29 protein-coding genes are annotated in these 26,312 nt (G+C 36.4%); 23 read left to right on the top strand and 6 right to left on the bottom strand.

Annotated elements, in window-relative coordinates:
- Positions 1 to 152: 152 nt before the first annotated feature.
- Positions 153 to 1,025, bottom strand: coding sequence for a TetR/AcrR family transcriptional regulator (locus H9650_RS18115; RefSeq protein WP_144540705.1), 873 nt, complete (start codon positions 1,023 to 1,025; stop codon positions 153 to 155).
- A gap of 165 nt (positions 1,026 to 1,190) precedes the next feature.
- Here H9650_RS18115 and H9650_RS18110 point away from each other — a divergent pair, with 165 nt between their 5' ends.
- Together H9650_RS18110 and H9650_RS18105 are read left to right on the top strand one after the other, a co-directional pair.
- Entirely contained in the window at positions 1,191 to 2,687 is a 1,497-nt protein-coding gene (locus H9650_RS18110; RefSeq protein ID WP_225216160.1) for a DHA2 family efflux MFS transporter permease subunit, read from the top strand.
- Between the two features lie 163 nt (positions 2,688 to 2,850).
- The gene (locus H9650_RS18105) at positions 2,851 to 3,267 is read left to right on the top strand and encodes a DUF2512 family protein (RefSeq protein ID WP_144540708.1); all 417 of its coding nucleotides are present in this window, start codon (positions 2,851 to 2,853) and stop codon (positions 3,265 to 3,267) included.
- A 417-nt stretch (positions 3,268 to 3,684) separates the two neighbouring features.
- On the opposite strand, the gene H9650_RS18100 is transcribed toward H9650_RS18105, so the two are convergent.
- The 3 genes from H9650_RS18100 to H9650_RS18090 all read right to left on the bottom strand — a co-directional run bounded on the left by H9650_RS18100 (position 3,685) and on the right by H9650_RS18090 (position 6,546).
- A complete protein-coding gene (locus H9650_RS18100; RefSeq protein WP_151112632.1) occupies positions 3,685 to 4,020 on the bottom strand; it encodes a thioredoxin family protein in 336 nt (111 codons plus the stop codon).
- Between the two features lie 160 nt (positions 4,021 to 4,180).
- Positions 4,181 to 5,698 (bottom strand): AMP-binding protein, encoded by a 1,518-nt coding sequence (locus tag H9650_RS18095; protein ID WP_191697858.1) that lies wholly within the window; start codon positions 5,696 to 5,698, stop codon positions 4,181 to 4,183.
- The gene (locus H9650_RS18090; protein ID WP_191697857.1) at positions 5,695 to 6,546 is read right to left on the bottom strand and encodes an SDR family NAD(P)-dependent oxidoreductase; all 852 of its coding nucleotides are present in this window, start codon (positions 6,544 to 6,546) and stop codon (positions 5,695 to 5,697) included. The genes H9650_RS18095 and H9650_RS18090 overlap by 4 nt, the downstream gene beginning before the upstream one ends.
- A 233-nt stretch (positions 6,547 to 6,779) precedes the next feature.
- Between H9650_RS18090 and H9650_RS18085 the strand changes: the two genes are divergently transcribed.
- The 4 genes from H9650_RS18085 (at position 6,780) to H9650_RS18070 (ending at position 9,435) form a co-directional block, all read left to right on the top strand.
- The gene (locus tag H9650_RS18085; protein ID WP_191697856.1) at positions 6,780 to 7,379 is read left to right on the top strand and encodes an NADPH-dependent FMN reductase; all 600 of its coding nucleotides are present in this window, start codon (positions 6,780 to 6,782) and stop codon (positions 7,377 to 7,379) included.
- Between the two features lie 445 nt (positions 7,380 to 7,824).
- Positions 7,825 to 8,415, top strand: a complete 591-nt coding sequence (locus tag H9650_RS18080; protein ID WP_144540723.1) for a hypothetical protein — start codon at positions 7,825 to 7,827, stop codon at positions 8,413 to 8,415.
- Between the two features lie 156 nt (positions 8,416 to 8,571).
- Positions 8,572 to 9,054: a hypothetical protein gene (locus tag H9650_RS18075; protein WP_191697855.1), complete on the top strand. Its 483-nt coding sequence runs from the start codon at positions 8,572 to 8,574 to the stop codon at positions 9,052 to 9,054.
- A 12-nt stretch (positions 9,055 to 9,066) separates the two neighbouring features.
- On the top strand, positions 9,067 to 9,435 hold the full coding sequence (locus H9650_RS18070) for a hypothetical protein (protein ID WP_151112637.1): 369 nt from the start codon (positions 9,067 to 9,069) through the stop codon (positions 9,433 to 9,435).
- A gap of 36 nt (positions 9,436 to 9,471) precedes the next feature.
- On the opposite strand, the gene H9650_RS18065 is transcribed toward H9650_RS18070, so the two are convergent.
- Positions 9,472 to 10,290, bottom strand: coding sequence for a thermonuclease family protein (locus H9650_RS18065; protein ID WP_191697854.1), 819 nt, complete (start codon positions 10,288 to 10,290; stop codon positions 9,472 to 9,474).
- Between the two features lie 181 nt (positions 10,291 to 10,471).
- Here H9650_RS18065 and H9650_RS18060 point away from each other — a divergent pair, with 181 nt between their 5' ends.
- The 5 genes from H9650_RS18060 (at position 10,472) to H9650_RS18040 (ending at position 14,138) form a co-directional block, all read left to right on the top strand.
- Positions 10,472 to 10,972 carry a sigma-70 family RNA polymerase sigma factor gene (locus H9650_RS18060; protein WP_191697853.1) on the top strand — a complete coding sequence of 167 codons (501 nt, stop codon included), beginning with the start codon at positions 10,472 to 10,474 and terminating at the stop codon, positions 10,970 to 10,972.
- A complete protein-coding gene (locus H9650_RS18055; protein ID WP_191697852.1) occupies positions 10,972 to 12,267 on the top strand; it encodes a DUF4179 domain-containing protein in 1,296 nt (431 codons plus the stop codon). Before H9650_RS18060 ends, H9650_RS18055 begins: the two co-directional genes overlap by 1 nt.
- Before the next feature lie 11 nt (positions 12,268 to 12,278).
- Positions 12,279 to 12,767, top strand: coding sequence for an HXXEE domain-containing protein (locus H9650_RS18050; protein WP_191697851.1), 489 nt, complete (start codon positions 12,279 to 12,281; stop codon positions 12,765 to 12,767).
- A 60-nt stretch (positions 12,768 to 12,827) separates the two neighbouring features.
- Positions 12,828 to 13,352, top strand: a complete 525-nt coding sequence (locus tag H9650_RS18045; protein ID WP_191697850.1) for a hypothetical protein — start codon at positions 12,828 to 12,830, stop codon at positions 13,350 to 13,352.
- Between the two features lie 69 nt (positions 13,353 to 13,421).
- A complete protein-coding gene (locus H9650_RS18040; protein ID WP_144540746.1) occupies positions 13,422 to 14,138 on the top strand; it encodes a 3-ketoacyl-ACP reductase in 717 nt (238 codons plus the stop codon).
- Here the strand turns inward: H9650_RS18040 and H9650_RS18035 are convergent.
- Positions 14,128 to 14,298: a hypothetical protein gene (locus tag H9650_RS18035; RefSeq protein ID WP_154309915.1), complete on the bottom strand. Its 171-nt coding sequence runs from the start codon at positions 14,296 to 14,298 to the stop codon at positions 14,128 to 14,130. The two genes, H9650_RS18040 and H9650_RS18035, sit on opposite strands and share 11 nt — an antisense overlap.
- Before the next feature lie 252 nt (positions 14,299 to 14,550).
- On the opposite strand from H9650_RS18035, the gene H9650_RS18030 reads away from it, so the two are divergent.
- The 12 genes from H9650_RS18030 (at position 14,551) to H9650_RS17975 (ending at position 25,503) form a co-directional block, all read left to right on the top strand.
- Positions 14,551 to 16,785 carry a PepSY1/2 domain-containing protein gene (locus H9650_RS18030; RefSeq protein WP_144540749.1) on the top strand — a complete coding sequence of 745 codons (2,235 nt, stop codon included), beginning with the start codon at positions 14,551 to 14,553 and terminating at the stop codon, positions 16,783 to 16,785.
- A 79-nt stretch (positions 16,786 to 16,864) separates the two neighbouring features.
- A complete protein-coding gene (locus tag H9650_RS18025) occupies positions 16,865 to 17,623 on the top strand; it encodes an HAD family hydrolase (RefSeq protein ID WP_144540752.1) in 759 nt (252 codons plus the stop codon).
- A 91-nt stretch (positions 17,624 to 17,714) separates the two neighbouring features.
- Complete coding sequence (locus tag H9650_RS18020) at positions 17,715 to 18,350, top strand: FusB/FusC family EF-G-binding protein (protein ID WP_144540755.1); 636 nt, start codon at positions 17,715 to 17,717, stop codon at positions 18,348 to 18,350.
- A 204-nt stretch (positions 18,351 to 18,554) separates the two neighbouring features.
- Entirely contained in the window at positions 18,555 to 19,037 is a 483-nt protein-coding gene (locus tag H9650_RS18015; protein ID WP_144540758.1) for a PTS sugar transporter subunit IIA, read from the top strand.
- 108 nt (positions 19,038 to 19,145) lie between these two features.
- Positions 19,146 to 20,585 carry an N-acetylglucosamine-specific PTS transporter subunit IIBC gene (gene nagE, locus H9650_RS18010; RefSeq protein WP_144540761.1) on the top strand — a complete coding sequence of 480 codons (1,440 nt, stop codon included), beginning with the start codon at positions 19,146 to 19,148 and terminating at the stop codon, positions 20,583 to 20,585.
- A gap of 149 nt (positions 20,586 to 20,734) precedes the next feature.
- Positions 20,735 to 21,010, top strand: coding sequence for an HPr family phosphocarrier protein (locus H9650_RS18005; protein WP_144540764.1), 276 nt, complete (start codon positions 20,735 to 20,737; stop codon positions 21,008 to 21,010).
- On the top strand, positions 20,998 to 22,707 hold the full coding sequence (gene ptsP / locus H9650_RS18000; protein WP_144540767.1) for a phosphoenolpyruvate--protein phosphotransferase: 1,710 nt from the start codon (positions 20,998 to 21,000) through the stop codon (positions 22,705 to 22,707). Before H9650_RS18005 ends, ptsP begins: the two co-directional genes overlap by 13 nt.
- 94 nt (positions 22,708 to 22,801) lie before the next feature.
- A complete protein-coding gene (locus H9650_RS17995) occupies positions 22,802 to 23,077 on the top strand; it encodes a DUF1292 domain-containing protein (protein WP_151112651.1) in 276 nt (91 codons plus the stop codon).
- Positions 23,078 to 23,358: 281 nt separating this feature from the next.
- Entirely contained in the window at positions 23,359 to 23,901 is a 543-nt protein-coding gene (locus H9650_RS17990; protein WP_144540773.1) for an SDR family NAD(P)-dependent oxidoreductase, read from the top strand.
- Between the two features lie 44 nt (positions 23,902 to 23,945).
- Entirely contained in the window at positions 23,946 to 24,794 is an 849-nt protein-coding gene (locus H9650_RS17985) for a pentapeptide repeat-containing protein (protein WP_191697849.1), read from the top strand.
- Positions 24,795 to 24,998: 204 nt separating this feature from the next.
- Positions 24,999 to 25,148, top strand: coding sequence for a hypothetical protein (locus H9650_RS17980; protein WP_191697848.1), 150 nt, complete (start codon positions 24,999 to 25,001; stop codon positions 25,146 to 25,148).
- Positions 25,149 to 25,281: 133 nt separating this feature from the next.
- Positions 25,282 to 25,503, top strand: a complete 222-nt coding sequence (locus H9650_RS17975) for a transcriptional regulator (protein ID WP_191697847.1) — start codon at positions 25,282 to 25,284, stop codon at positions 25,501 to 25,503.
- The last annotated feature ends 809 nt before the right edge of the window (positions 25,504 to 26,312 follow it).

The following is a 26,312-nucleotide window of genomic DNA, read 5'->3' as shown; positions in this document are numbered from 1 at the left end:
TGTATAACGAAAAGAAACGTTGTACAAATGGAAAGAAGTTTAAAGAAGAGCCCTCTATTTGATAGAAGGCTCTTCTGTTTTGTAGAAATCGAGACTGTATCAAAAGACAGTGCAAAAACTCACCAAGATTTTCTCTTGGTGAGTTTACTTTATTATTTCAGTTTTAAATAAAACCAAACGGCATTGATGAATGTCTGAGTTTGACCCTTAATAGATGTTCCATTAAAGGTTACTAAGAAAGGATTAAGCAGTGACTGAAGCACGCTTTTACGTATACGCTCCTGTTTAAGCTCAAAAATAATGGCCTCATAGAGATCCTCTTGTTCCATTGTGAAGTTCCCTGTTGCTTTAAGATGCTTGGCCATCTCCAATAGTTCGTTTATTTCTAGCGGTTTTCTATCTATATTCATTCGCATCAAATGGAAAGTAGATTGATCGATTAAAGAAGTATTATGTTGAATCATATGGGGAATGATAAGGCCAATGTATTCAAGTAAAACCTCTACAATCCGATGGAGTGAGAATGGTGCGTTAGTTATGCGTATCGTAAACATAATGTGCTGTAGCATACCATGGAATAATATAGCGCATTCAAAGGCGTGTTCTGAAATTTCTTCTCCAAATACAGCTTTAAATCTTATGGCTAACCATTCTAATTCAAATATGCGATGCTGTAAAACCAATTTTTTTAAATCTTTTTCGTTAGAACTAAGAATGGCATCGAAGAGTGCATGAAGGTTCCGCTCTTCATTTAACTGAATGATACTATAAATCTGCTCGGTTAAAACTTGTTGGTCTTTTTCGTTTTTCCCGACCTGACTTTGCATACGAAGCTGGCTAGCATCATAACGTAATCCTTCAAGTATTTCTGCTATACAATCATTTTTAGAAGTAAAGTAATTATAAAAAGTTCCTTTTGAAATATTTGCTCGATCTATAATATCTTGTATAGATGTTTGTTGGATGCCTTTTTCCACAAAAAGCATTAAGGCTACATCTGCGACATGTCTTTTACGTTTATTCATAAGTCCTCCACTACTATACTGATGGCTTTAGTATATATTTTGTGAACATAAAGTTCAATGTTTTTAAACCTTGAGTATAAATATATTGAAATAAATGGACTAATGGTTTAATATAATTCGAGTAATGAAATAAAAAGAGAAAAATAGAATAGGGGAAGACGAAAGATGAGTAATATTGAAAATAGAAAATCTACGTACTTAATGCTTGCCGTACTGTTTGTCGGAGCATTTGTGTCGTTTTTAAATAACTCGCTTTTAAACGTAGCGTTGCCTTCCATTATGGTGGATTTAGATGTCGATTATTCCACGGTACAATGGTTAGCAACGGGTTACATGCTAGTGAGTGGAGTATTAATACCAGCATCCGCATTTTTAATAAGAAGGTTTTCAAATAGAACGTTGTTTATTACATCAATGGCGATATTCACATTAGGTACTGCTATGGCAGCATTGGCACCAAATTTTGGCCTGCTATTAACTGGTCGTATGGTTCAAGCTGCAGGTTCGTCCGTAATGGGACCATTATTGATGAATGTTATGCTAGTTGCCTTCCCACGTGAAAAACGTGGAGCTGCAATGGGGATTTTTGGATTAGTTATGATTACAGCACCAGCGATTGGCCCTACATTATCAGGGTTTATAGTAGAGTACTATGACTGGCGTGTTCTTTTTATCATGATTCTGCCGTTAGCAGTCATTAGTTTAGGCTTAGCTGTATGGAAGTTAGGAAATGTAATGCAGACGGATAAAACTGCAACCATTGACTTTGCATCTGTCATTCTTTCAACATTTGGTTTTGGTGGTTTATTATATGGTGTCAGCACAGCAAGCTCAGCAGGTTGGGATGACCCAATTGTATTAACAACCTTAATAGTCGGAGCTGTATCTTTAGTAATTTTTGTTGTACGTCAGCTGAAGCTAGACGAACCACTATTAGATTTGCGTGTATATAAATATCCGATGTTTACTTTAGCGTCTATAATTGCTGTTGTTAACTCGGTAGCAATGTTCTCAGGTATGATTTTAACACCGGCGTATGTACAAAATGTACGTGGCATTTCACCTCTTGACTCAGGTTTAATGATGCTACCTGGAGCAATTATTATGGGAATCATGTCTCCGATTACAGGGAAATTATTTGATAGGTTTGGACCACGTCTTTTAGCGATAATCGGATTAGTTATTACAGCAATTTCGACGTATGAATTGTCCACGTTACAAATAGATTCTTCATACTTATATATTATTTCTATTTATACAACTCGAATGCTTGGGATGTCTATGGTTATGATGCCTATCATGACCAATGGTTTGAATCAGTTACCAACACGCTTAAACCCGCATGGTACAGCTGTTAATAACACTGCTCAACAGGTTGCTGGTTCTATAGGTACTGCAGTTCTAGTATCGATCATGAATTATGTGACTACAAAAGAAGGAGAAAGTCTAATGTCTAAAGTAGACCCTGCTACTCTCACTGAGCAATCTATGGGATTATTAGGTCAACAAGCCCTACTAGCAGGTATTCAATATTCTTTCCTAGTAGCATTGGTTATGAACATAATCGCATTAGTATTAGCCTTCTTCTTAAAACGAGTAGATGTAAGCCCTGCTGCACTTCGTAAGCTAGAAGAAGAAAATCAAGTAGAAACAACAAAATAAAGTATATAATTTTGGCCTCCTTCTATATAGAAGGAGGCTTTTTATATGTAAGTGCAAAGTTCTATTTAGGTAATGGAAGTACGCTTAGCCCATAAAAAACAGGATTTAACTAGAGAGAAATAGGGTACATGAAAAATACAACAAAAGTAAAGGAGGACATACTATGAATCACTTAAAAGCACTTCTTATTAAATTTGTCATGATTGCAGTAGTCCTTATTGTGGTTTTGACGCTCATTTTTGATGTTCCATTTATGGATTCTATTTGGACTAGCTTAGTATTAACTGTATTAGCTTACATTTTAGGAGACTTTCTATTATTCCGTCTTGCGGCAAATCGCTCCAGTCAGAATGTCCGTAATATGATAGCGACAGGCGGAGATATTATCATTGCCTTTCTAACTATTTGGTATATGCAAGTTGCTCTAGTAGATGCCAACGGATCTATTGCACTTGGTTCATTTATCGCTGCGGTTATTATCGGTGCAGGCGAATGGTTCTTCCATAAATACTTGGATGGAAATGTAGTTTCTAAAAACACTCGAACAACCGCTGATTTAGAAGCAGATTATAAAAAATAACCTTAAAAAATCCCTTTCAGAAATTCGAAAGGGATTTTTTTAACATAAAGTAAGAAAAGACTTCTAGTGAAACAGGATTGTAGTAAAAAACTTCTGGATTGTAGTAAAATACGGCATGATTGTCGTAAAAAATGAAGGAATTGTCGTAAAAGGTGAGTGGAAACTTCTAGTGGAACTGGATTGTCGTAAAAACCGCTGGGATTGTAGTAAAATACGGCACGATTGTCGTAAAAAGTGAAGACATTGTAGTAAACAAGAGCAATCCTTAGGTAAATAGCTCTCAACAGTTGGTTTATTCCTCTGCAAATTATTTGAAGTTCTTTTAAAAACTTACTAGCCAAAACCTACAACAAAATAGAATCCACTTTATCAGGAATTAAAAATAAGGGCTATCCCCCCAGAATGCGAGAATAGCCTTTAATTTGTATAACCTTCATAAATCTTCTGTAATCTCTCTTCGAATTGACTCATATGGACAATACGCGCTTCCCGTAAATATTCTTTCCCATCTATAAATAGAAGCAGCGCAGGGACTGAAAAAACAATGAACCGTTCTGCAATCTCTTCCACTTCTGCGGAATTGATATGTGCAAGCTGTATTTCCGGAAAATTTTCCATTAGTTTCCCGACTTGTGGTAAAAGGGCATGACAAACACTACAGTCTGTATGCGAAATATAAATAAAGGATAATGGATTGCTGGAAATGAAACTGTCCACAGCTTCAATTGTGTGCAACTCCTCGAAAGTTCTCATTTTGCTCCACCTTTCTGTGCATAGTTTAGCCACCCATTAGACAAAAGTAAAGAAATCTACAGGAAAACTCATTCTCCATAAATCAACCTTGCTCTTCAACAGAGCTGTTAAAAGACTCACTTTTACTTTCATCAATTCCTACAGCTCAATACCCACTATTTCAAGCTAACTGTTTTTTATTTAGCTTACCTAAAGCGGTATATGGTAATTGATCGACGAACACTATTTCTTTTGGCAGTTGAAGACGAGAGACCCTTAGGCTAAGCCATTCTATTAAGATGTCCTTTGTTAAATGCTCAGTACTGCTCTTTAATTCTACATATGCTACTAATCTTTGGCCGTACTGCTCGTCAGGTATGCCAACAATAGCAACTTCCTCTACTGAGGGATGAAGTATTAATACTTGTTCCACTTCAATGGGATAAATATTGACTCCAGCAGAGATAACTAAATCGTCTGTTCTTCCACACAAGAAATAATAACCATTCGGATCTCTATAGCCCAAATCTCCGGTTTCTATCCAGGACGCACCTTTGTTTTTCATAGACCATTTATTTTTTATACAAAGCTGACCAACCTGTCCTTCCTTTAACGGCTTCCCGTTGTGGATGGTCTGTAGTCGCACTCCTTTAACCAATCGGCCGATAGTGTAAGAGGAGTATTGTAAATCCTGAGGAGTAGCAATTATATTAAGCCCTGCCTCCGACGTTCCATAAAGGTTGTACAATACTTGCCCTAATTTGTTGTTAACCTCAGCTATCAGCTTAGCATTTAGCTTGGCTCCACCTGAAGCAATACATTGTAGAGAGCTTAAGTCATTGGAAGAAACCTGAAGTAATTTATGAATCATAAGCGGAACGACTGTGATTACTTCGACCTTATGCTCACTAATAATTTTACTTGACTTTTCTGCTCGAAAGTTCTCGGAAATTATCGTTTTTTTCCCTAATGCAATAAACGTAAGCAATATAGCTATTCCATAACCATGGTATAGTGGCGTCGCTATATAAGCTGTTTGGTATTGCATTAACTTCAAGCGTTTTAAAAGGGTTAAAAACGGATTTAAGTAATTAAGAATAGAAGGTTTATGGATTGCTTCTTTAGGTGTACCAGTTGTGCCTCCAGTTAGTAAGACGAGACTACTTTTAGAGGACTTTTTGAGTGGTACTTCTCTCATTTTTATATTTTCATTAATATTGCTAGCAAAGTTACTAATAATAGCTTGATGGGATAGATGATGCTCGTCTATGAGTGAAAAGGCTTCTTCATCGTGTATGTATAAGTCAAAATTATAGGCATCAACCAATTGTTTAAACTGATTCTTACTTATATCAGGATTAAGTAAATAAATGTTCGCTCCAAGGCGAGAAACAGCAAAAATAGATTGCACAAAATAGTGATGATTCTTACAGAGAAAGGCAACTCGTAGCTCAGTGCCTATATGGTAATTGTTTTTTAAATAAATCGAAGCTACTTCGCATTGCTTAGCTAGTTGGCTATAAGTAAAGCTTTCCTTGTCACTGACTAACGCGATTTTATTTCCATATTTTTTTTCCGCCAGTCGCACTAAAACCATTAAGTTAATACCTTCTGTATAAATAGTAGAGATTAAACTAAATAATCCAAGAGGTGAGAGGAGGCCCATCTTCCATAATACTTGTAATAAGGAACCAATCATTTGTTCAACCCTCTTTTCAGTAAAAGCCTAGGTAATATTTTTTCCAAAATTCTTCGACCAATCAACGAACCAATCTGACCAATGAATAGCCACCATGGCTTATAGATTTTGTTTTTGGTATACATGGATTTCGCAATAATATTCGCTACATGAACTGGACTCATGGCAGGAGTATTCCGGTAAGCGGCAGTAGGCTCGATCATTGGAGTCTTCACTAATGGAAGATAAATGGAGGTAGTCGAGATACCTTTCCCGTTTAACTCTGGAGCAGCTGATCGAAACCATGTATCAAAGGCAGATTTAGATGCCTGGTAGGCTGCCCAAAAAGGTATAGGAAGAAGTAATGCATTAATGGTAGATACATTTATGATTTGTCCCTTATTCTTTTCTAATAAAGGAATTGTAGACAGGAGTAATTGAACCGGAGCAAAGTAATTAATAGCCATCGTTCGAGTATAATCATGATAACGTTCTAAGGATTTTTCAATGGATCGGTTGATTGATAATCCAGCATTGCTCACAATAATATCTATTCCATCAGGTTGTCGATGTAAAAAGTGTAACAGGTTGTCCATTTCTGCTATTTCTCTCAAATCGGCAGAAAAGACACTAACTTTGGCACTGGATTGTTCAATTTCTTTTTTTATTAATAATAGTTGCTCCTCGCGTCTGGCTACTAAAATGAGGTGGGCGTTTATATCTTTTAAAACAAACGCTAGCTCTTTTCCAATCCCCGAGCTGGCTCCAGTGATAAGAATTGTTTTACCTTCCAGCTTCCTATGAAGTTTTTTTTCATTCAAAAGAGTTGAACAAAACAACAATTTTTCTATATGGTTGTATCTATGCATTAAAACAATCCTTTTTTTATTAGAAAATTTAGATATTTATATTTTAACACTTGGATTATAAATAAAGTATAAATAAAATTAAAAGTTAAGAAATGTTGACTTCTAAGTTTTATATATGATATTATTATCTCGGATTAAATATATATGAAGTTGAGGTAACTTTGGTGTATATCTCGAATTGGAAATATAAGGGTTAGAATATTTGGCGTTCTAAAACTAGGAGGCTAATAAGTATGAGTTTATGGAATAAACTTTTTGGACAAAATAACAAAGAAAAAGAAATAGGAGGAAAAGAAATGTTAAAAATAGGTATTATTTTAGGGTCAACTCGTGAAGGACGCTTAAGTCCACAAGTAGGTAACTGGGTGAAAGAATTAGCAGACAAACGTGGAGATGCTCAATATGAGATTATTGATATTGCTGACTTCAAACTTCCATTATTAGGGGAAGCTGGCGGAGACGCTTCAGGTGCTGCTGCTTGGTCTTCAAGAGTAGCTGATTGTGACGGATTCGTATTCATCGTTCAAGAATATAATCACTCTATTACTGGTGCATTGAAAAATGCTTTAGATTATCTTCGTGTAGAATGGAACAACAAAGCTGCAGGTATCGTATCTTACGGTTCAGTAGGTGGAGCTCGTGCAACTGAACATTTACGCGGAATCTTAGGGGAATTACTAGTTGCAGATGTTCGCGTACACCCAGCTTTATCATTATTTACTGATTTTGAAAATGGTACTGATTTCAAACCAGCTGCAGTTCAAGCAGATTCTGTAAATCAAATGTTAGACCAAGTTATTCCTTGGGCAACTGCTCTAAAAACAATTCGATAATAAGAAAAGCGCAAGCGCCTATGTTTGCCCCGACAAGCAAATGGAGAAAAGTGAGGAGGCAGTTCCTCAGCCACCGGAGCTTTTAACCATTTGACCTCGAGGGGCAAGGCGCTTGCGCTAGACAAATAAGAAAAGCGCAAGCGCCTATGTTTGCCCCGACAAGCAAATGGAGAAAAGCGAGGAGGCAGTTTCTCAGCCACCGGAGCTTTTAACCATTTGACCTCGAGGGGCAAGGCAGCTTTTCAGTAAAAAATCCACACTTCTAGAAAATAGAAGTGTGGATTTTTTCGTGTTTAAAATAGCGATAAGAATGACTTTTATTTGAGTATAGGTAATTCTTCAGGTGGATGAGATAATTGATAAGTGGAGCACAAATAACTGCGAACAAAAGAAGAATGTGTCATAGTAGAGAAAACTAGTATTATTTTTGCAAAAGGAGTTCCAAATGTCTTATTTAGAAATTGGGAGAATAACGATTCCTGCGATATGGATAATTGTAATAGGAGCAGTCTTTATAAGTTCTTTTCTCTATCGAGTGGCTTTAAAAGAAAAAGTAGGAGAATGGGTTAGTAATGCATTTTTTACTTATATTCTTGTGTGGAAGCTATCCTATATTTTATTTAACTTTTCGTTAGTTAGCCAAATGCCGCTATCAATCGTTTATTTTAATGGAGGAACCAAAGGGCATTTTCTTGGTATCCTTGCAGTAATTATCTATGTGATAGTTGTTGCTAAAAAGAAACCCCGGCTATATATGGAGGTGCCGTATTTTCTGTTGTTATTTTTTGCTACTTATGAATTCATGAACAATATAGCAAACGAAAATATTATAATAGCTATACTATTTCTAGTAATTATCATAATCCAAATTGTTTTACATAGAAAAAAAGCAGAGTGGATGAGGGAAGCATTTACACTGTTATTTGTTGTTCAGCTTTTGCTAGTCACTATAAATGATTCGATCTTTTCCATCAAAGCCTTCACTTTTATAGGCTTTTATTTACTTTCAATGTGGATTAAATTTTTCAGAGAATAAGGCAGTTCCATTTAATGTGGGCTGCCTTTTTATTTGTTTGTTCCTTTGTATATCACCGGACAGACTTCTTTGCAATTTAAGGTCATTTTCTTCAACATATCTTATGGTAACTTTTGTATATAATACACGACTAATGCAAAAAGGGGGGACAATTATTTGAAGGTAGCACTTTTAGTGATGACAGCTGTCCTAAATCTGTTTTATTGGTCCGGAGAAGGGGAGAAGATAGCATCTATAAAGAAAAAAGAACAATTGGATCAGTCTGTGATTAGACAAAAACCACCGAAGCTAGCTGTCACTATAGGAGAAATCCCCATTAAAGTCTTTCTGTCTGGCTATGGATGGAGTTACAAAGATTCAAATGGTGATTGGATGACAGTAGAGACCCATGCTATAGAACCTACGAGTGTAAAGAATATAGAGAAAGCACCTGTTGTCGAGGTGGGAGAAAAAATGGAATTCACCTTTGAGATCGCTCCTCAAAGCTTTGAGGCTTTTCTATTAGAATCAGAAATTGGTCTAAAAGGGGAGCTATCCGAAATTAGTACTGGCGAACTGAAGGGAAGGGCTTCTTTTCAAGTAATCGCCGAGTGGGAGCAAGGAAGAGGTAGCTATTTGTTTTATGTAGATTTTCAATGAAGGAGCATTTGGATGATGCGTTTATTAATAATAGTCGTTCTATTGTTTGCTGGCTGTAATGTCGAGACTCCCCTCCAAGCTAAAACCTTTCAGACGTTTTATGAAGATGGAAGTACTGGACAAATGAAAACAATAGAAGACCAAGAAAAAGTCAATGAGTTCCTCCATTTAGTGAATGAGGTTGAATTTATACCGCATGAAGATCAGGAAGGAAGCGTTGGCTGGAGATACGCTGTTTACTTGTATGATGGAAAGACAGTTTTTAATACAGACTTATCTAATATCCAAAACCAAGTTTATCATTCCAAACCTAATATTATTCCATTGGTTGATACTTTTTATAAGGAGTTAAATATAGAAGAAAGCCCCATCACAGAATGATGAGGCTGGTTTGAACTATTAAGAAATAAAATATTGTTATCTTTTCGTACCTCGGAAGCCTGCTGCTTCAGCTTCTTCCTTGCTACAAAACATCTCTTCAGCAATTGTCATTTCGTAATATTGTTGTCCAGGTGTATGATAGATTTTTTCACCTTTAGAATTGATATTACCTTTAATCGTACAATCAGCATCGTTGTTTTTTGTTGAATCTGTTTCAGTAACTTTTTCTGACTCCTCAATCGCCTCTTTATCGTAGCCTCTATCTGTTACATAATTCTCGACAGACCATATGCCAACCGCTTGTTGTTGAGCGGACTTTTGAATAGATTCGAACCAGTCAACATGCATTGTATTCGGGGCGTATATATATGCCACCCGAGCAAGTCCTTCTTTTAATAATTCTTCTTGGACACTCTTGCCATCAGCAGTGTAAATGTAGGCGAGGAGACGATTATACTTATCTCTATAAGAGACGTCAAACTCTAAGAAGACCGTATCTTGTCCCTCTAGTAGCTGTTTCGTAAAATCCTTTGCCTCCTGTCCAAAAGGCTGTACTCCAAGCTTTGGATGATTAGTTTCAGGAGTGTCTACCAATAAAAAACGAACATTTTCATTTGCACCGTTGTATTTTATTTTAATCGTATCTCCATCAATCACGCTGACTAACGGAAATTCTTCAAATTTAGATATATCGTGAATGGTACCTGGTGACGTGACCTTTGTTGGTTCTTTTTCAGTTTGTTGAGTTTCCTCAGTTGGTCCTGTAAATGGAGTTTCTTCCACTAGTTCATCTATACTGCTGCATGCCCCTAACAAAATGGTTAAGGACAACAAATACATAATCCATTTTTTCATATCAATTACCTCTCTCTTTCAATCGGTCACTATCTTAACATACAAATAAAAGGAAGAGGAAGAGAAAATGAAGAATACAGTACGTTAGACGTAGCTTTTTTCCATTTAAAATATATTTTATTTCCATTGAACGTTTTCTTTAAAGAGAGAGTCTAACAGATACGAAAGAGGGGGAACGAAAATGGAGCACCTAGTTAGGAGAGCAATCGCTGGAGATGACGATGCTTTCTTACAGCTAATGCAAATACATCGTGATGTTTTATATAAAACAGCCTTCATCTATTTGAAAAATGAGCATGAAGTACTGGAGGCTCTTCAAGAGGTGACTTATCGAGCTTATACAAAGCGTCATCAAGTGAAGGAGTCATCTTTTTTTCAAACATGGCTGGTAAGAATACTGTTGAATTATTGCATGGATACATTGAAGAAACAAGGGAAGCTAGCATCCTTAAATGAATATGTAGAGAAAGAAGAAAGTACTTCTAACCCAGATCTCAATTTAGCACTTCAAGCCCTGCCAACTGCACAGCGAGAGCTTATTCATTTAAAATACTTTAATGATTTAAAGGTTAGTGAAATAGCTAGAAGGCTAAAAATTCCAGAGGGGACAGTAAAATCAAGGTTACACCATACATTAAAGAAAATTCGTGTGTTTATGGGTGAGCGAGGGGGGGATATTTGATGAGCGGTATAAAAAAGATACAGCAATTAATGGATCAGCAGATGGAGGTAATCCAGGTTAGTCAATCTACTGGAAGTGCCATATTGAATGGTATCAAGCTAGCCCAGAGAAAAAAACAACGCAAAACAAAAATAGTTTTTAGCTTATCAGCAGTAGCCGTGCTGTTCCTTGGCTTTACCTTTATGACCCGAATCTCTCCAGCCTTTGCTCAGGTGTTTGAGAGCATACCTGGCTTGGGTGCTATTGTAGCAATTGTTGAATACGACAGAGGGGTAGAAGACAGTGTTCAAAATAACTATTTTGAGGAAATCGGTGTATCCAACACAGAAAACGAGGTTACCTTTACATTAGACGGTGTCATTGCAGATGAAACTGGAATGTTACTTTCCTATACCCTCGAGTCTCCTCGATCCGTTAATGATTATCGCTTAGGTAAGACTGTACTGCTACAGAATGAGGAAGAGTTGGGTCTTGTATATGTAACTTCAGATTTTGCGCAAGATGAACAAATAAATGAAATAAAGAACACGATTAGAATTTCTGATCCTAGTAGTGTAATCGATTATTCTAATCCATCCTTTGAATTAGAAGTGTCCGTTATAGGGCAGGAGGAACTAAAATTTGTAATACCTTTTACATTAAATAATAAAATAGCAAAACCAAAGAAATATAATATTAATCAAGAGGTGGTAGTAGCTGGGCAAAAGTTTACGGTTGAACAAGTGAAAATTTCACCCTTGCATGCTGCTATTGAGATAGAAACAGATAACCAAAACGATATGGTCATTTTTGATTTCCTTTCCATTGAATTGCAAGATGGAGATGGGGATATGTGGGGAAATGGATCTTCTTCCATTAGTGGTTTTGGCAGTGCAGATAATACGAAAAGAACGTTTTTTTTGGAAAGCAGTTATTTTCAGGAACCAAAAGAATTATTTTTAGTCATTGGTGATTTAGTCGCTTTACCAAAGGATGAGCGAGAGGTCGTCATAGATTTTGGAAAAAAAGAGGTTGTTTCTATGTCCGAGCAGTATCCGTTACAGCTTGAAAATATAAGCGAAGAAGGATTCGCAGTGAGACTAGATGAACATTTACATTATAAGCAAACTCTTTTTAATAATGGATTAGATACAAATGGAAAGAATATCGCGATAGGCGTATCTAATAGATTCTCTGATACGGAGAATTTTCAAGTATTTACCTTAGAAAAAGGAATGTATGAAAATCCAGTGACCTTTGAATTGCAGGGATATCCTAATTATTTGGAGAATGATATAAGCATCAAGATAAAATAGGATGATAAGTAATGGAAGATATAAAAATAAAAAAACTTTTATGGATGTTTCCGATCGTGTTTCTTCTTCATGATGTAGAGGAAATTTTGACAGTAGAGAAATTTATTCTGCCACTTCCCTTTCAAGTAACAGAAGAAGAATTTACGCTTGCCTTTAGCTTGCTATGGGTGATTGTTACTGTGGGTTGTTTAGTCACTGCAGCAAATAAAAGATTTTTAGGGATGGCTCCTAGTTCATTTTTAATGCTGATGGTTGGAGGAATTTTTTTAGCGAATGGAATTGGTCATGTCCTTCAAGGTATTTTTTTTCAAAGGTATGTGCCCGGCCTAATTACTGCGGTTATATTTTTAATACCGTTTTGCGTATATAGTATACGTGTATTGCTACTAAATAAAATGATTAAGGGAAAACAAATACCTCTATATATAATGCTCGGATTTATATTACAAACCCCTTTTGCATTTACAGCCTTATTGATAGCAAAGTATTTGCTAAGTTGAAACTAATACCATTTATTTTCTTTGTATGGGATAATTAGGTAAAAATGTTCGGGAGGTTAGATGGCACTTTTACTAGGAGTATTATCTATGCTGTGTGGTTCTCTTTTGATGTCTGTAAAGGTTGAAATGCTTGATAATTCGTTCTTAATGGTTTACGGGGTGGGGCTATTTTTTTTAGGTGCAATGGTACTTAGCTCGAGGAAAACAAGGAGAGTAAAGAAGCCTGTTAACTCCAAAATAATTCGTATATTCATGCTAATTTTGGGGCCAGTCATTGTGCTAGGCGGAGTTTTATTAGGGGAAAATCTTTTAATATACTTAGGTTCTTTACTATTTTTATTTGGAGCTATCTTTTTTATCCTGAAAATCGAGCTTTTGGAATGGAATGTTAAGCCACTAGTAATATGCAAATATATGATTATTTTTGGAATGATTATTGTGGTGAGTACAATTATAGGATTGCAAAATGAAAGCTTAAGGTACTTTGGGTTCATTCAGTTAGTATTAGGCGTTATTTTTGCCTTGATTGAAAGCGTGAAGGAAATAAAACCGCCTGCTAAGCAAATGCCATCTAAAGCAAAATAATATATTTTTTCTCCGAATGAGGGTACGCTAAATGTGTAAGGAAAAATGTGTACATAAGGAGAGATTCGCATGCAAGCAATTAAAGGGAAAACGGCATTGATTACTGGTGCAGGTCGAGGCATCGGTCGTGCAACAGCCTTAGCATTCGCTAAAGAGGGGATCAACCTTGGACTTTTGGGAAGATCAATAGAAAATTTAGAGGCAGTTGCAAGTGAATTGCAATCGTACGGTGTGAAGGTTTCTTTAGCTACTGCAGACGTTTCCAATATGGAATCTGTGAATGCTGCAGTTGAGAAAATTCGTGGCGAGCTAGGTCCAATTGAAATTTTAGTAAACAATGCTGGGATTTCAAAGTTTGGCAAGTTTCTTGAAGTAGACCCAGAAGATTGGGCTAAAATCATTCAAGTGAATGTCATGGGTGTTTACTATGTAACAAGAGCAGTATTACCAGATATGATTGAAAAAAATGCAGGAGATATTATCAATATTTCTTCTACTGCTGGCCAAAAAGGTGCTCCAGTCACAAGTGCTTATAGCGCCTCAAAAGCAGCAGTTATCGCACTAAGTGAATCATTAATGCTAGAAGTAAGAAAGCAAAATATCCGTGTAGTAACATTGACACCAAGTACTGTCGCAACAGATATGGCAGTTGAATTAAATCTTACAGATGGCAATCCAGAAAAAGTTATGCAGCCAGAAGACATTGCTGACTTCATGGTAGCCCAGCTGAAGATGAATCCAAGAATTCTACTGAAATCAGCTGGATTATGGTCAACTAATCCATAAATCTTAAATGAAGATCGTGATGAAAATCACGATCTTTTTTGTTTACGACAATATTGATATGGATTACTATAATCCCCCAATAGATTACGACAATACAGGCTTGAATTACTACAATCGCCCAATGGATTACTACAATCATTGCTTGGATTACGACAATCACTCCTCGAATTACTACAATCCCCTCAAAGTGAATTTCATTAAAACTATTTCTTTATTAATGTATAAAAAAAACATAAATATGGAATATTCTGATTCTATCTAGCATATAAATAAGTAGGTTTGTGTTTTTCTATAAAAGGGAGGAGACTTAAGAGCTAAATTATGTTCAAGCAACCTATTCCATAGGGGAAATTAATAGACAAGCATAGGGAAGATAGATAAAAAATATGAGATTACAAAATGGGGGACAATCTTGGTTAAATTAAATAAGCTTGGGATCATCTTGACTTCATCTGCATTGACCGTTGGATTATTTTCTACTACTGCTAGCGCGGCAACTACGGGATTGGGGCAGCCGGATAAACCGTTAGTTCAGGTAGCATCTTCAGAGGTTGTTTATACGAAGGAAGATTTGATTAAAAAGTTTCGCTCGTATTTTCCAAAGCAATTTGATTCATTAAAAAGTAGTGACTTTCAAATGAGTAGTGGCAGCTATTACTTCCCAGAGGATGAGACAACTCGATACAATCTAAGCTTTACTCAAACGGTTGAAGGAAAAAGAGTATATGGCAACGTGGGATTTGTTGGTGAAAATTTAGACATCGAACATTACTCGTACTCACCACCAATTGGATCGGATGCCTTATTTCCAGCGAAGGTTTCCAAGGATGAAGCAAGAAAATTAGCAGAAGACTTCGTTAAGAGTTTGTTGAAGGAAGACTCATACAAGTTAGAAAGTGATAACAATTATTATTATCCAACTCGCATTTTAACAGAGCCTATTAATTATTCCTTCTCCTTCTCAAAAACCAAAAATGATATTTCAATATCGGATAACCGCGTGGAAGTGACGATTCTTGGAAATGGTCAAATCACTAATTTTTACAAATATCCATCCAAACAAGAAAAGAACACTTTTGACGAAGTAAAAAACATTAAGTCTGAAAAGGATATATTAAGTAAATTAAAAGAAAATGTTAAAGTAGAGCTTCAATATCAGGTGAATGTGGATTACCAGTCAGGAGAGCGCACGGTTAAGCTGATTTATCAACCAACGGGTAATTTTATTGGGGTCCATGCTTCAACTGGCAAATGGTTAACTGCAAATGGATTGACAGATAAATTTCCTTCAAAGACAAAGGTTACAAAGATTGTAGAGAAACCTCTACCTGCAAAACAAAAGGGAATAACGGTAGAGGAAGCTAAAAAAGTTGCAGAAAAGCTCCTACAAAATAAATCAGATAAATTGAAGCTAAGCATCCAATCAATTGATGAGATTGAAAATTATAATGGTCAGACTGTTTACAGCATTCAGTACATGTATAACCACAAAAATGGTGGAAGTGGTGCTAGTATTGAGATTAATAAAGCTACTGGAGAAATTGTTCAATATCATAATATGATGGGATATTTACTTCAAGAGCTAGGAGAAAAGCAAGCGGTAGCAAAGCCAATTTCTCAAAAGGAAGCCTTAGCGAAAGCAACAGCTTTTATCAAAGAATGGATTCCTTCTTCCTTGCATAACTTTAGCATGCCAGTTGACGAGCCATACTATGATGAAGGAATGGGAACATATAACTTCTCCTTCCCTCGAGTAGTAAATGGAATACTAGTAAATGGAGATATGATTAATGTAGGTGTTTCTGCAGATGGCTCACTAAGCAGCCTATATGTAAATGAACAAAAAATAGATGAGTGGCCTTCTGTAAAGGATGTACTTCCTGAGAAAGAGGCAATGGCAATCTTAAGTAGTTCTTTAAAGGTAAAGTTAAATTATACAAAGCAAATGCAAAAGAAGGATAATAAGCATTATGATTTACTGTATGTGCCTGTCTACAACGATAGCCTTTACAGTACACTAGATGCTAAGACCGGTAAATGGAGCAGCCTATATGGAGAGCAAAGCTCAGTGGTTGTTTCACACCCGACTGCTGAGGAAGAACTCAATTACTTAATTAGCACGAAGATTTTAGATGTGAAGGATGCCAAAACCTTTAATGGAGATGCTGCTATTTCAAAAGGTGATGCACTTAAAATTCTGATGAATTCTCTCACCTACTTCTATGAGGGAAGATATTATTATGAAAATGAAGCAATGGAGCAAACGTTTGATAATATCGATCCAAAGCATCCATTATATCAAGTAATTGAAAGAGCGGTTGGATCTGAAATTCTGAACGTAGAAGGCAAAAAATTTGATGTAGACTCACCAGTAACAAGAGAAGAACTTTCTACATGGTATATTAGAGTACTCGGCTTAGAGCATGCTGCAAAGCACTATGATATATACAAGGTAGACTTCGCTGATACAAAAAATATAAATCCTGATTACATTGGATATGTCGCTCTAGCAAATAAATACGGGCTATTTGAGACATCTAAAAATCAATTTAATCCTAAGCAAGAAGTGACATATGCGGAAATGTCGGTTTCTACTATTCGTCTAGCTCATGAGATTGCTAAAAAGGGAAGATATATTAATTATTAAATAATGCGAGCCCTCGTGTAAGCGAGGGTTTTTATTGTGGTCAGAGGTTTAAAATATTTACAATTGGGGTTGTTATAAAATGAATAAATGGATTACTTTTGATTTGGATGGAACCATTATGCAAAACCCTTTTGTTAGTCATGTGTTTCCAGAGATACAGCGTATCATCCATGAGAAAAAGAGAGATTCTGTAGATTGTGTAGAAGCATTTATCCTAGAGCATCAAACTCTATTGAGCCAGGGAAAATTTGTTGAGGCATATGACTGGGAACAAATTGTGAATTCATATACTAATAGCATAAACCTGAACCTCCCGATTAATGTGGAAGAGATAGTGAAAAAATATTGTATGCCAACCTCAATCTATCTCTTAGAAGAAGGAATTATAGAAGTTCTGCAGGAGTTAAAGCGAAGGGGATATTCACTGGCAGTTATAACAAATGGTTATTTAAAGTATCAGCTGCCTGTATTGGATGCTTTAGGGCTTACTGCATGTTTTGATAAAATAATTACCCCTGATACAGCTGGCTATGCTAAGCCAGATACAAGGGTGTTTAAGGAGCTTCAAGCAGTTGTAGCACATATAGGAGATCGAATTGATCACGATATTATTCCAGCAAACCAGACGGGAGTAAGGACTGTATGGATCAATAGGAGCCTACCAAACCACTTCAAGCAAGTAAAGTCCAATGCAAGAGCGGGATCTGAAGGAATGGAGGATATTCTCCTAGCTAAGCTCGCAAAGGAATCAAATAATAATGTAATATCTCTCCCAAGCGAAGCTATCCCAACACACGTAATTTTTAGTATTACTGAGCTTTTGGATATTTTGACATAAGCCTCACTGTATTTGAAAAATTAATTAATTGCACTTATTAACAAAGATTGGTAATTTATATATTAGAAAATTAGAGTGGGGAGTAAGGGATATGGAGCAATTCATTCAACCGATTCAATACAACATCCTAAAGGAACAAGCAAAAAAGTTAGTGAATGGGCTTGGAGTTACTAAGGATAAAGCAGTTATCAAAGCTTTAAAGGAACTTGTCCAAGAAAAAAACAGTGAGGCCTTTACGGATTTAAACAAAGAACAGAAGCTATTAATCGATAAAATTTTAGACCTAGAGAACAAGGAACAGTTAGAAGCCTTTTTAAAAGAACTAAGAACTTTAGTAATTCCTTTTCCAGAGGTTTCGGAGCATACGATAAAAAAATTCTTTCCAAAGGATAAAAAACTAAAGGCCCCTAAACAAAGCGTAGAAGAAAGAATTGGTTCAGTCTATTTCTGTATCACCGATAATGGTACTAATCGAAAGTATATAATATACGAAAAAGATGGCCAATTACATGGAAGACGTGGAACATATGGTAACCAAGTGAAGAAAGGAATTTGTGCCATCTGTAATCACCTCGAAGACGTCACTATGTTTATGGTGAGTTCGAAAAAAGGAAATGAAGGAACATTTACGAAACAAGGAAATACCATTTGCGTGGATAGCATACGATGTAACGAAAATATTACAGACGCCTCTAAGCTAACAGAATTTTTAAGTGGTTTGAAATAATTTGAAATGCTCTTTGATGGAAGAAACTTTGTCAAAGAGCATTTTTTAGATGAAGGAGTAAGAGAAAAGATAATTCTTTTTAGGAGTTGGCATGAATTTCATTGCCTGCTCCTTTTTTCTGTTCTTTAATGTGGGACTAGACAATATACATGGTGTATAGGAATTATTGAGTGTGATAAAAGAGGTGCAAAGGGGATAAAAAGTATGTTTTCTAGGTTTTTTTCTAAGCAGAAGTTACGCATCTTCGCCCCTGTAAGTGGGGAGGTACTTTCTTTAGATGATGTTCCAGATCCGGTGTTTAGTCAAAGGATGCTAGGAGATGGAGTAGCCATCATGCCAAGTGGAGGAAATATTCATGCTCCTTGTAGTGGGACAATTATACATCTTGCTAACACAAAGCATGCTATTGGTCTACGAACAGACGATAATACAGAGCTTCTGATCCATGTTGGATTGGAAACTGTTTCCTTAGGGGGACAAGGCTTTACTGCTTGTGTAAAAGCAGGGGAAAAGGTGGAAAAAGGTCAGCTGCTACTAAAGGTGGATTGGGATTTTCTACAGGAGAATGCCGCCAGTCTGGTGACACCTCTTGTCATAACTAATAGTGCAGAAAAGACTGTTCAATTAGAACAAGTACAACATTGCGAACAGGGGAAAACGGTTTTGATGACCACTTTCTCCAATTGAACAAATTAAAAGAAATTTGGAGGTGAGCAGAGCTAGTTAATTGTTTTGGCTTAAGCAATCATTTTAAAGATTCCCTAAATCTATAAGGAGAATAGGAGATGTTAAACAATGAAAAGCTATATTCAAAGGCTCGGTCGTTCATTAATGCTTCCAGTAGCTGTATTGCCCGCTGCGGCTATATTGCTGGGGGTAGGTTATTGGCTGGATCCAACTGGCTGGGGAAGTGGTAATGTAGTTGCAGCTTTCCTTATTAAAGCAGGAGGAGCAATTTTAGATAATTTAGCAGTCCTGTTTGCGGTCGGAGTTGCAATTGGACTTTCCAAGGAAAGAGACGGCGCAGCAGCGCTTAGTGGTTTGGTTGCATTTTTAGTCGTAACGACTATGCTATCTCCAGGTACAGTTTCCTTGCTCCAAGGAATTGATGTAGGCGAGGTAGATGCATCATTTGAAAAAGTGAATAATGCATTTATAGGGATACTTTCAGGAATTATAGCTGCAGCTATGTTCAATCGCTTCAGTCATGTAAAGCTGCCGGACTTCCTTGCTTTCTTCAGTGGTAAGCGAATGGTGCCAATCGTTACTTCGTTTGTGATGCTTGCTGTTTCCGTAGCACTATTCTTTATTTGGCCAATTGTTTACGGAGGATTGGTTTCATTTGGAGAAACTATCAGCGGATTAGGTGCAGCAGGAGCAGGGCTGTATGGATTCTTTAATCGCCTTTTAATCCCAACCGGCTTACATCACGCGTTAAACGCTGTTTTTTGGTTTGATACGATTGGAATAAGTGACATTAAAAATTTCTGGTCGAGCTCTGGTGTCAAGGGCGTAACAGGAATGTATCAAGCGGGCTTCTTCCCAATTATGATGTTCGGTTTACCAGCCGCCGCTTTGGCTATGTACCATACTGCTAAAACAAAGCGTAAAAAACAAGCTGCCTCTTTAATGCTTGCAGCTGGATTTGCCTCATTCTTTACAGGCGTAACAGAGCCTCTTGAGTTTGCCTTTATGTTCTTAGCACCAGCATTATATGTGGTTCATGCAGCTTTGACAGGTTTGTCTTTATTTATTGCAGCTTCCTTCCAGTGGACAGCAGGCTTTGGATTTAGTGCTGGATTTATCGATTATTTCTTAAGCTTGAGCATTCCAATCGCAAATCAACCTTATATGCTGATTGTCCAAGGGCTAGTATTTGCGGTGATCTACTACTTCTTATTCCGTTTCTTAATCGTCAAATTCAATTTGAAAACTCCAGGAAGAGAAGATGATGAAGTTGAACAAGTTGAGGAAATATCAACTACTGACAATAAATTTGCAACGATGGCGACTAAAATATTCGCTGGTCTTGGTGGCAAGTCAAATGTATCATCAGTAGAGCATTGTGCTACTCGCTTACGCGTTGAAGTTAGAGATATGGACCAAGTGGATCAAATGAAAATAAAGTCATCAGGTATACATGGTATTAATGTTGTCGGTCCGAAAAGCATTCAAGTAATTGTTGGAACGAGCGTGCAGTTTGTCGCTGATGAAGTAGATAAACTTCGAAAATAAAGGTTGAAATTTGGCGTATCCAGTAAATTAGAAGTTGATTCACCTAAGTGTCTAGATGAGTAAACTCACATAGTAATAAATTGAAGACTGGCCGACTTCCTTTTGGGTCTGCCTCTCTTTTTTTCTATAAACCTAACGGGGGTGAGACGATGAAAAAGCGTTTTAAAATTACAGCTCAGGAAGGTATTCATGCTAGACCGGCTGCGTTATTAGTTTCAAGTGCTGCGTCTTGTCGGTCATCAATGGAATTGAGTTTCAATGGTAAGTCAGTAAGCTTGAAGTCAATACTTTCAGTTATGACCTTATCTATTCCTGTAAATTCAACCATTACTATTTCTGCTGACGGCGACGATGCTGCTGAGGCACTAGAAAAGCTAGCTGAAGTCATACTTTCTCATGGGATTGGTGAACTATGCGAGAGTTAAAAGGGATTCCAGCTTCAACTGGTGTCGCGATTGCAAAGGCGTATAGCTTTGTAGAACCAATTCTTTCATATGATCAAAACCATATCCAGGAGGCAGAAATAGAGGTAAATAGACTTAAAAACAGCATTGCTAGTACAAAGGAACAGCTCCAGTTAATATATGCAGCAACTCGTCAACATTTGGGAGAAGAAAAGGCTGCTATTTTTTCTGCCCAGCAGCTCGTTTTAGAGGATCCTGTTTGGATTGCGGCTATTATTGAACAAATCAATGAAGGGAAAAATGCAGAGACAGCTTTAACTGAGATTACAGACATGTACAGGGCGATGTTCCTCGCACTAGATAATGATTACATGAAAGACCGAGTTATAGATATTCAGGATGTCTCAAAGAGACTACTTGCCGACTTATTAGGAGTAAAATTGCCTGATTTGAGCTTGATAGATTCTGAAATAATTATAGTAGCAGAGGACTTGACTCCCTCGGTAACTGTTCATTTGAACAAGCAATATGTTAAGGGAACTATCACTAACATTGGGGGCACTACTTCTCATTCAGCAATATTGGCTCGTTCATTAGGAATTCCAGCAATTGTAGGTACAAAAACAGGGACCTTAGATATCGAAGATGGTACATTGCTTATTATAGATGGTGAAGAGGGAAGAATAATAATCGATCCACCAGAAGACGTAAAAATGTTTTATCTTACTAAACAAAAGGTATTAGAAGAAAGAGAAGAATTGTTGAGAAATTACTTTTCCATGTCTAGTGTTACGATGGACGGGCATCAGGTTCATCTTGTTGCAAATATTGGAGCTCCTGAGGATGGAGAAACAGTTCTTTCTGAAGGTGGGGAAGGTATTGGTTTATTTCGCACCGAATTTATGTACATGAATCGCAATAGACTACCAGATGAGGAGGAACAATTTGAAGCTTATCAAGCTGTAATTTCCAAGATGGAATACAGACCTACCGTGATTCGAACAATGGATATTGGTGGAGACAAGGCATTGCCTTACTTAGAGCTCCCAAATGAAATGAATCCTTTTTTAGGTTATCGAGCTATCCGGATTAGTCTAGATAGGCAGACAATTTTTCGTACACAGTTGCGAGCTCTCTTAAGGGCAAGCAAATTCGGAAAGTTAAAAATTATGTTTCCTATGATTTCCACACTGGAGGAGTTTAGGACTGCGAAGTCAATTCTATTTGAAGAAAAAGAAAAGCTTTTAAATGCAGGAGTTATTGTATCGGAAGACATAGAAGTTGGGATGATGGTGGAAACGCCTGCAGCTGTAATGATTGTGGATTTATTCGCTCAGGAGGCTGACTTTTTTTCTATCGGAACAAATGACTTGATACAATATATGTTTGCGGCGGATCGTTTGAATGAACAAGTATCCTATTTATATCAACCATATCATCCTGCAATTTTAAGAGCAGTTCAAAAGGTTGTAGAGGCAGCACATCTTAACGGAAAATCGGTAGGTGTTTGTGGAGAAATGGCTGGTGAGCAAATTGCTATACCTCTTTTACTTGCATTAGGCGTGGATGAGTTGTCGATGGATCCTTCGGTTATTTTGAAAGCTAGGTCACAAATAGCTAAATTGAATCACGAAGAATTAAGGAAGCATATGCAGCACATATTAACATTGGCAACGGATAAGGATGTAACAGAATATGTAAAATTACATCTCCTGTAATCTTACTTCTTTTCTTTTGCCTCTAAATATGTAATGATGAAATATCAGGTGGAAAAACTTGAACAGATTAGATCATTGTTAGGAGGAGATTGGAATGGAAGAAAACACTGGTAAAGTTGAGATTGGCGATATTTTTACTGTTATAGATGAAAATGACCAAGAACAAGATATTGAGGTATTAGGTTTGTTGGAAATTGAAGGAGATACTTATGCAGCTGTTGGCTTTGCGGATGAAGTACAAAAAGAAACAGATGAAGATTTCGATGTATTTTTCTTACGTATTGAAGGCGAAGACGAGCTAGCTAACATTGAAAGCGATGAGGAATTTGAAAAAGTATCTGCGGCATTTATGGCTGCTGAAGCTGAATAATTTTCTTTTCTGCCCCCACTTAAACAGTGGGGGTTTTTTATTTATAAAATTATTGATAATAGTACCTTTCAAATAGCAGTATTAACTATACTCTATCCAAATATTGTTTATTCACTTATTGGATTAACTTATCATAATCCCCACGGAAAGCGTCCGCCTAAAGCGTAAATCAAATTATATAATAGAAATTATGAAAAATAATTCTTAAATGTAATTTCTTGCAATTTGATACAATAAAAATAGAATTGTATATATTTTCAATTGTTTAAGGAGGAGAACCGATGAAACATGCACTTGTAATTGGTGGCACAGGAATGCTAAGAGAAGCAACTCTACGACTTCAAGAAAAAAAATTCAATGTAACCGTGGTCGCAAGAAATCAAACAAAGATGCAAAAACTTTTAGAGCAATCCTCTGGAGCACACACAATTACACCTATATATGTGGACTATAGCAATGAACAGCAATGGGAAGAAGAGATACAAAAGCTTATAAAGGAAAAAGGAGAAATTGGTGTAGTTATTGCATGGGTTCATTCATATGCAAGCAAAGCTTTACCAACTTTAATAAAAGCAATGTCTAAGTGGGAGCACAACTGGAAACTCTATCACATATTAGGGAGTAGTTCGAATGTGGAAGAGACTAGAAACGGCCTTCCAATTTCACAAAATTGCTCGTATTATCAAGTCCAGCTAGGTTTTATGCAAGAAGGCAATACATCCAGATGGCTAACACATTCAGAAATTTCGAAAGGTGTAATAGAAGCGATTACGAGCGATCAAGAAAAACGCTCATTTCAAATAGGTCAGATAGAGCCGAACTGAGAACATAAAGCATAAAAAAACAAAGAAGAAAGAGAAGAAGTGTTATGTCTAATAACTCTAATCAAATACGAGCAGACCTAGTTCCAGATTGTCAAAATTGTTTTGGACTATGCTGTGTCGCTTTACCATTTGAGGCTTCCTCTGATTTCGCCTGCAATAAAGACGGAGGAAGACCTTGTCAGTATTTACAGTCTGAATATCGTTGTGCTATTCATAGTGAGTTAAGAAACAAAGGATATCGTGGCTGTACGGTTTTTGAATGCATTGGAGCAGGACAGAAAGTATCTCAGCAGACCTTTAAAGAAATGGATTGGAGAGATAATCCTAACATAGCTAATCAAATGTTTCTTGCCTTGCCAATTATGCATCAGCTACATGAAATGCTTTTATATTTGTCGGAAATTCTTTCTTATGATAAAACATCTTCTTTACACAAGGATGTCCAAGTATTGATAAATAAAACAGAAGAGTTAACATCCTTGGAAATAGAAAGTCTTTTAACGGTGAATATTCCTTTATATAGGGTGCTTGTAAATGAAATCTTGATAAAAGCAAGTGAATTAATACGCTATGAAGCAATGAGAAATGGCAGCAAAAACAAAAAAAATTCCCAGCTTTCAAAAAGAGGAGCAGATTTAATTGGGGCTAAGCTTAAGCGTGCGAATCTAAGTGGTGTCAGTTTTAGAGGCGCATACCTTATTGCTTCTGACTTACGGGAAGCAAATTTACGAGAAGTCGATTGGATAGGAGCAGATTTAAGGGATGTAGATTTAAGTGGAGCCGATTTAACTGGTTCGTTCTTCCTCACTCAAATGCAAATTAATGCGGCAAACGGAGATATTTCTACTAAGCTACCCGACAGACTAAAAATTCCTACTCATTGGAGAAAATAAAATTGTTTGAAGAGTATAATTTGAGATTGATTGATAGGGTTACCATGTTAATGTTATGTCGGTGCAGTATATAGCTTTATTGGGATGTATCAATAAATATACAAACAAGCCTTTTAAAAAAATAGCTGCTGTTAGAAAACTAATGATACGATGCATAAATCATTGAAGAAAGGTGATGATAAATAGAAAGAAAGGATGATCCATATGGAAGATTATAAATTTGCGGAACTAGATAGCGAGCAATTAAAAGAGCTAAGTGAATTGGAAGAAAGGCTTGGCGTTACTTTGATCGCTTATAATGCTGCTTTACACGAACCTACTATTATAAGTGATCAATCATCTCCTATAACTTAATAACATGGTAAATGAAGGGAACATTTTCTAACTAGAATTTGTTCTTTTTTTATATAAGTCAAAGGATATAATATTTTTTTAGTAATAAATAGAACGTATGTTTCATACAATGCTGTAAAAGGAGGAAACGGGCTTGCGTATTTTGGTATTAAAAGCTTTAAAATATCATCAATTAGTAGAGATGATTTATATAAATGAAAATGGGGAAATTAGCAAAAGAAGAATAAAGGTAATAGGTTTAAAAGCTGATTCATTTCAAGCATATTGCTACTTAAGAAAAACAAAGAGAACCTTCAAAATGAACAATATTTTGGCATTTGTCCCTCTAACAGAAAAAGAAAAGTATGTAATATAAGAAATGCTTAAACGATAGTATAAATGGCTTTCAAAAAACAAAAACTAGAAATAGGAGCAATTAAAAAAATTGCTCCTATTTCTAGTTCTTACTTTAAAAAAGTAGAGTGCATATTGAATGCACTCAGTCAATATTTGGATATAAGTGAAGCGTTTACGTTTGTTTGTCTATTTCCGTCATCGTTTGATAGTGTAACGGGCAGGTCAAAAATTTGGTTTCTTAAGGTTAATAATGCATCTCTATTCAAGAAAACAATTGCCAGACCGCTATTTTGCCTTGTACTACGTGTCTCATAGTATTTTGGGATTGGTTTTCCATTAACGAATATTGCAGTCGGTTAATTTTATTTACTTTAACCGATTAAGCTCTGCATTATCCTCTTTAGACTATGCCTGCTTAAATCTGTTTAATGTTGTGTAAGAAAGACTTAAGTAGACCTCTTATTAGGAACTGTTCGTTCCGGGAGTATAAGCAAGCATGTGTAAAGTAGAATAACACAGCCTCATTTTTTTCCTTAACATCAGTAGCCGCAGAAGTGCCAGTAGTTCCTCGACTACCTTTGAAACAGCAGCAAGGATAATTATCACATCCTAACAGCATTTCCATTAAAGGAACTTGTTAATTCATTTTCACCCCCTCTATCACATCCTATTATTTTTTAATGTGTTGATAGAGGTCAAAGGACTACTTGTCTAAATTATTTTAAAGAATAAAGACCTTTTTTAATAAACTCCATACATTAGTTTATATTTTTTGATATTTCCTTATAGAAAGTACCACTTTAAATTATTTAAAGAACTAATCATTTT

Source organism: Psychrobacillus faecigallinarum, from assembly GCF_014836595.1.
In the GTDB taxonomy this organism is placed as follows: Bacteria; Bacillota; Bacilli; order Bacillales_A; family Planococcaceae; genus Psychrobacillus; species Psychrobacillus faecigallinarum.
This window is presented reverse-complemented; position numbering and strand designations above follow the sequence as displayed.

Coding starts and splice junctions, on each gene's coding strand:
- H9650_RS18115 (WP_144540705.1), bottom strand. CDS start 1,025: ATGAATAAACGTAAAAGACATGTCGCAGATGTAGCCTTAATGCTTTTT.
- H9650_RS18110 (WP_225216160.1), top strand. CDS start 1,191: ATGAGTAATATTGAAAATAGAAAATCTACGTACTTAATGCTTGCCGTA.
- H9650_RS18105 (WP_144540708.1), top strand. CDS start 2,851: ATGAATCACTTAAAAGCACTTCTTATTAAATTTGTCATGATTGCAGTA.
- H9650_RS18100 (WP_151112632.1), bottom strand. CDS start 4,020: ATGAGAACTTTCGAGGAGTTGCACACAATTGAAGCTGTGGACAGTTTC.
- H9650_RS18095 (WP_191697858.1), bottom strand. CDS start 5,698: ATGATTGGTTCCTTATTACAAGTATTATGGAAGATGGGCCTCCTCTCA.
- H9650_RS18090 (WP_191697857.1), bottom strand. CDS start 6,546: ATGCATAGATACAACCATATAGAAAAATTGTTGTTTTGTTCAACTCTT.
- H9650_RS18085 (WP_191697856.1), top strand. CDS start 6,780: ATGAGTTTATGGAATAAACTTTTTGGACAAAATAACAAAGAAAAAGAA.
- H9650_RS18080 (WP_144540723.1), top strand. CDS start 7,825: ATGTCTTATTTAGAAATTGGGAGAATAACGATTCCTGCGATATGGATA.
- H9650_RS18070 (WP_151112637.1), top strand. CDS start 9,067: ATGATGCGTTTATTAATAATAGTCGTTCTATTGTTTGCTGGCTGTAAT.
- H9650_RS18065 (WP_191697854.1), bottom strand. CDS start 10,290: ATGAAAAAATGGATTATGTATTTGTTGTCCTTAACCATTTTGTTAGGG.
- H9650_RS18060 (WP_191697853.1), top strand. CDS start 10,472: ATGGAGCACCTAGTTAGGAGAGCAATCGCTGGAGATGACGATGCTTTC.
- H9650_RS18055 (WP_191697852.1), top strand. CDS start 10,972: ATGAGCGGTATAAAAAAGATACAGCAATTAATGGATCAGCAGATGGAG.
- H9650_RS18050 (WP_191697851.1), top strand. CDS start 12,279: ATGGAAGATATAAAAATAAAAAAACTTTTATGGATGTTTCCGATCGTG.
- H9650_RS18045 (WP_191697850.1), top strand. CDS start 12,828: ATGGCACTTTTACTAGGAGTATTATCTATGCTGTGTGGTTCTCTTTTG.
- H9650_RS18040 (WP_144540746.1), top strand. CDS start 13,422: ATGCAAGCAATTAAAGGGAAAACGGCATTGATTACTGGTGCAGGTCGA.
- H9650_RS18025 (WP_144540752.1), top strand. CDS start 16,865: ATGAATAAATGGATTACTTTTGATTTGGATGGAACCATTATGCAAAAC.
- H9650_RS18020 (WP_144540755.1), top strand. CDS start 17,715: ATGGAGCAATTCATTCAACCGATTCAATACAACATCCTAAAGGAACAA.
- H9650_RS18015 (WP_144540758.1), top strand. CDS start 18,555: ATGTTTTCTAGGTTTTTTTCTAAGCAGAAGTTACGCATCTTCGCCCCT.
- nagE (WP_144540761.1), top strand. CDS start 19,146: ATGAAAAGCTATATTCAAAGGCTCGGTCGTTCATTAATGCTTCCAGTA.
- H9650_RS18005 (WP_144540764.1), top strand. CDS start 20,735: ATGAAAAAGCGTTTTAAAATTACAGCTCAGGAAGGTATTCATGCTAGA.
- ptsP (WP_144540767.1), top strand. CDS start 20,998: ATGCGAGAGTTAAAAGGGATTCCAGCTTCAACTGGTGTCGCGATTGCA.
- H9650_RS17995 (WP_151112651.1), top strand. CDS start 22,802: ATGGAAGAAAACACTGGTAAAGTTGAGATTGGCGATATTTTTACTGTT.
- H9650_RS17990 (WP_144540773.1), top strand. CDS start 23,359: ATGAAACATGCACTTGTAATTGGTGGCACAGGAATGCTAAGAGAAGCA.
- H9650_RS17985 (WP_191697849.1), top strand. CDS start 23,946: ATGTCTAATAACTCTAATCAAATACGAGCAGACCTAGTTCCAGATTGT.
- H9650_RS17980 (WP_191697848.1), top strand. CDS start 24,999: ATGGAAGATTATAAATTTGCGGAACTAGATAGCGAGCAATTAAAAGAG.